The sequence below is a fragment of the Arthrobacter sp. Y3223164 genome (genome assembly GCF_059091005.1).
The window spans coordinates 1-4,523 of record NZ_JBNHGF010000237.1; the positions used below are offsets into that span (position 1 = coordinate 1).

A 4,523-nucleotide genomic window follows, 5' to 3' on the forward strand; every position below is an offset into this window, starting at 1 on the left:
GCGGCGCGCAGCGGGGCGCTGAGCACGGCGGCGATCCGCCGGTCCCTCACCGGCATCTGCCGCCGCCAAGCCTCATCCAAACGGATGGGCAGCGCGCCGGTGCGGAACCGCATCGGGTTGCCGGCCACGGTGTGATGGGCAGCGAGTTGCACTTCCGCGGGGCTGATGTGTTCCATCGCCGCACCGGCGTTCACGCCGGCGAATCGGAGGACATCGTGGACTGTTTCGCGTGGCCTGGCCATGAAATCCTCATAGTGCACGGTCATGACCGGTACGCGCAGCAGCGTCAGGGCGTGGAAGAGGACTCCATACAGGGTCCAGCGGGTGACCGCGGCAGCCGTCGAGTACCGGGGCATCAGCGCCTCCGCGCCCGTGCTCTCGGGACGCCTCACGACCTTGGCCCATGAATACGCCACCCCGCGAGGGTCCCGGACCACCAGCACGCATCGAAGCCGCACCTTGGCCGCACGAAGCAAGTATGCGTACGCGGGATGTTTGCTGGAGTCGATGATGAGACCGGCACCGCTGACCTGGGCAATCGCCCCGTACAGGGAGTCGAGCCGGTGCAGGAGGCGTTCCCGGGGCTTCCTGCGTCCCGGCAGCGGCAGCCCGGACGCCAGCTCCGGCAGGAAGCGGTTCCGCACGACCGCGAAGCGGTCCTGAATCGCCTGCATGGAATCCACCCGTGGCCAGCCGCCGTAAGCAGCTTCGCCAACCTGCTGCCAGAAACCACACTGGCTGAACGGCAGGCCGCAACCACAGAGCTCGTCGTCGCGCAGCCCCCGTTCCCACAGATGAAGCACTTCGCCCACGCCGACGGCGTCGGGGCATTCTGCCAGGCAACGTTCCAACAGGGTGGACCCGCTGCGGCCGAATCCGCCGAGCATCAGGACCGCCGGATGTTGCCGCCCTTGCAGCGCGCCGCCGTGCTCCCCCCGCTTGGTGAGTGGCGCCATGCGGCGCACGCCGCTGTCCTCCCGCTTTGCCGCATCCACCCGCGGCTTTACAGCCGGCCGAGCGCTTGACATGTTGATACCCATCACGACTCCCCCATGGCTGGAAGCCGTTCCCCGCGGCACGGCAATTGTGCCGGCCGTTCGCCCCCAGATTTGCCAATAATCACGGCGGCATTGATTCCTGTCAAGGATTTCGGGGAAAGCATCGGCGCTATTGATGAAAGCGTTAATTTTTGCCCCAGCAGGCTATTCCACACGTTGTGGTTCTGTGCAAGACTGGGCACGACGCACCGCTTGGGGCATGAGGCGGGCGTTTTTGGGGAAAACTTTTGGGGGACGCCGGAGGCGGAAGCCGGCCGGCAAAAGTTGGGGGTTTAATCATGGACGATTCATCGGCGCGCCCAGCATTCTTTGGCCGTGCCATGCGCCGGCATTGGCTGTTGCTGCTGGCCGTGGTGCTGCTGGGGGTACTTGGCGCCGGAGCCTATGTTGCGGGCAGCGTGCCCAAGTATTCGTCGACCAGCGTTGTCTTCTTGGAACCGTTGTCGGGCAATCCCTTCTCGCCGGCGACGCCGCCGACGCGAAACGAGCAGCTCGCCGCGTTAACCACCGAGGCCGGGCTGGTCCACACGCAGGCCGTGATCGGACTCGCCAGGGAATCTGTCGGAGATGCGCTCGGCGAAGATGCCGGGCAGCTCATCGCCACGGAGGTGCCGTCCAACTCCCAGGTAGTGCACATCACCTACACCGCTGACTCACCGGCCCAGGCCCAGTCCGTGGCCGGGGCGCTGGCCGAGGCCTACCTGCAGTACCGCAGCGACCGGGCCGCCGACGTACTGGAGGCCCGATCGGCGATGCACGATGAGCAGATCGCGTCCGCGACGCAGCTGCTGGACCAGGCGTCCGCCGCGCTAAACGAGGCGCGGGCCGCGGAAAAACCAGACCAGGCGGCCGTACTGGACCTCGAGCAGCAGGTCTCCCTGTACGCCAACCAGCTTGCGGAAATAAGGCTGGAGGCTTCGGACGCGGAGGCAGGATCCTTGGATCCCGGAGACATCATCGATCCGGCCAGCCTCCCCACCGTCCCTGACGGCGTGGACCCGCTGCTGATTGCCGGGGGGATAGTCCTTGTGGCCGTGGCAGTGGGCGTCGGGCTGGCCCTCTTGCGCGAGCATCTGCATCAGCGGATCCTTGACGGACCGGATCTTGTTGCCGCAGGAACAGGTCCGGTGCTCGGCACGGTGGAAGCGCTCGCGGCAGGGGGGAACGCGGAGACCGCCTTGGACGACTATCGCCGGCTGAGCAACGCGTTGCAGCGCGTGACGTTCCTGCCGAACAACACTGTCCTGCTTGCCGGTCTCTCGCAAGGAACGGCGGCACGGCAGGTGTCCGAAGGGCTGGCGCAGGCGTTCGAGGAAGCCGGTCTCCGCACCGTGGTGGTGATGGCGGACGGCACGGCGCCGCTTGATCGCAAGGCGTCCGCCCCCGGGCAGGACGGTGCAGCGGCCAGGGATGGCTTGAGCGAGCTTTTGAACGGCCAACGTCCGCCGTCGGAAGCCCGGACGCTCCTGGTTCCGGTTTCCGAGCACGTAGCGGTGCTGGAAACGGGGCGGGAGCCGCAACGCCTGTCGGCGCTGGTCCAGCACCGCGGCCTGGACACCGTGCTGGCCACCCTGCAGAACGCCTCGGATTTAGTGCTCGTTGTTGGACCTACCGCCGACTCGGCCACTGGCGGCTCGCTGATGCGCGCTTGCCGTGAGGCGGTGTTGGTCGCGGCACAGGGCCGGTCTACAGCCATGGAAGCGTCGGCGGCCCGCGAACTGCTGGGCAATGGTGGTGCCGCCATGCTTGGATCGGTGCTCCTCCGCCGGAGTTCCAGGCGGCGCAGGGCCACGCCGCCGCCGCCCGCGACCCAACGCCAGGAAGCGGCCAGCCTTGAACCGGTCCCGGTAGGGGGACCCGTCGATGGCGGGAGCACCGCCGACGGGCCAGGCTCAACGGGGGTCGACGAGCGCACCCGGCCGCTCTCCCGCAGCTGACCGGTGGCGTCTTCCGTGTTCGCCAAGGGTAACGGGCGCGTCCGGCAGGATGACGACGACGGCCAAGCCGCAGTCCGCCGGATAGCACGCTCCGGCAGTGTGAACATCCTGGGGAGCGGGATCTCTGCCGGGGCAAACTTCGTGCTCATTGTCCTGGTCTCCCGGCTCTGGGACTTGGAGACCGCCGGTTCCCTGTTCGCCGTGACGTCGCTGTTTTTGATTGCCTTGGCACTGTGCCAACTCGGCGTGGACCAGGGACTCATCCGGTCCATTGCATGGAACAACGCTCGCTCCGAGAGCAGGCACAACCGCCGGCTGGTTGTGGAAGGCCTGCTGGCCGCCCTGACCGCCAGCCTGGTCGTGATGGCCGCCGGAATGCTGCTGGCCGGGCCGCTCGGACAGCTGCTCGGAGGCGCGCCGGCGACACGGGACGTGATCGTGGTCTTCGCCGCCGCGCTGCCCATTGGCGCAACGTACGAGCTTCTGCTGGCCGTCTCGCGGGGACTTGCGCACATGCGGCCGACGATCGTCGTCGAGCGTCTGCTGCGCCCCTGCCTGCAGCTTGCCTGCGTCCTGCTGGCAGGCTTATCAGGTGCCGACGCCGTAGGGCTGGCCCTGGCCTGGACGGCGCCCTACCTGCTGGGGCTGGTTCTCGCGGCCGCGGGGCTGCTGCGGATCCTGCGGGCGAATCCGGGCTCGCTCACCGGCACCTCGCCGGCAGCCGTCATCGACTGTCCCAGCAGCGCCAACGCTGCGCGCGCCGCATTTTGGAACTTCACGATCCCCCGCGGCTTGGCCCGGCTGGCGCAGGTCGGGCTGCAGCGGGCGGACATCGCGCTGGTCACGGTGCTCGCCGGGCCGTCGGCCGCCGCGCTGTACACCGCCGTCACGCGATTCCTGGTGGTGGGCCAGATGGCCACCAGCGCGATGCAACAGGTCAGCGAACCGCAACTTGCGCGGCTCCTCGCGCGCGGGCAGCCGGACCAGGCCAAGATGGTGGCACGGAAGATGACGCTGTGGGCGGTCATGCTGACCTGGCCGGTGTACCTCTTGATCGCTGCCTATGCCGAATGGCTCCTGGAACTGTTGTTCGGTTCCTCCTTCGCCCTCGCTGCCGGAAGCCTGCAACTGCTGGCCTGCGCCATGCTGATTGGCGCGGCCATGGGACCGCTGGACGTGTTGCTGTTGATGGCCGGACGCAGCAGCCTGTCGCTGATCAACGTCGCGCTGGCACTGGCCGCCGATGTGGTGCTCTGCCTGTTGCTGGTCCCGGTGCTTGGCATCTTCGGGGCGGCGGCAGCGTGGGCCTCGGCGATTGTACTCAAAAATGTCCTGTGCCTGATCCAGGTGCACCGGACACTGCATATTGTGCCGACCTCGCGGGAAGTTGTGGCGATGGCCGCCTTCCTGTTGCTGGTCTTCGGTGCGGCGCCGTGGCTGGCCGCACATGTGCTGGTGTGGCCGCCGGCTGTCCAGGCGGCGGTGCCGGCGGCAGCCGCGGTGCTCTATGCGGCGGCGGTGTGGCGGC

Annotated in this window: 3 protein-coding genes; 2 read left to right on the top strand and 1 reads right to left on the bottom strand. The window is 68.0% G+C overall.

Translation table 11 applies throughout. The features are described 5' to 3' along the window. A partial coding sequence (locus AC5RUJ_RS11630; protein ID WP_494155893.1) for a sulfotransferase domain-containing protein occupies window positions 1-956 on the bottom strand: 956 nt, incomplete at its 3' end. Window positions 957-1,336: 380 nt separating this feature from the next. Here AC5RUJ_RS11630 and AC5RUJ_RS11635 point away from each other — a divergent pair. Both AC5RUJ_RS11635 and AC5RUJ_RS11640 read left to right on the top strand, forming a co-directional pair. Beyond that, the gene (locus AC5RUJ_RS11635; protein WP_494127934.1) at window positions 1,337-2,995 is read left to right on the top strand and encodes a P-loop NTPase family protein; all 1,659 of its coding nucleotides are present in this window, start codon (window positions 1,337-1,339) and stop codon (window positions 2,993-2,995) included. Between the two features lie 15 nt (window positions 2,996-3,010). After that, a partial coding sequence (locus AC5RUJ_RS11640; protein ID WP_494155894.1) for a lipopolysaccharide biosynthesis protein occupies window positions 3,011-4,523 on the top strand: 1,513 nt, incomplete at its 3' end.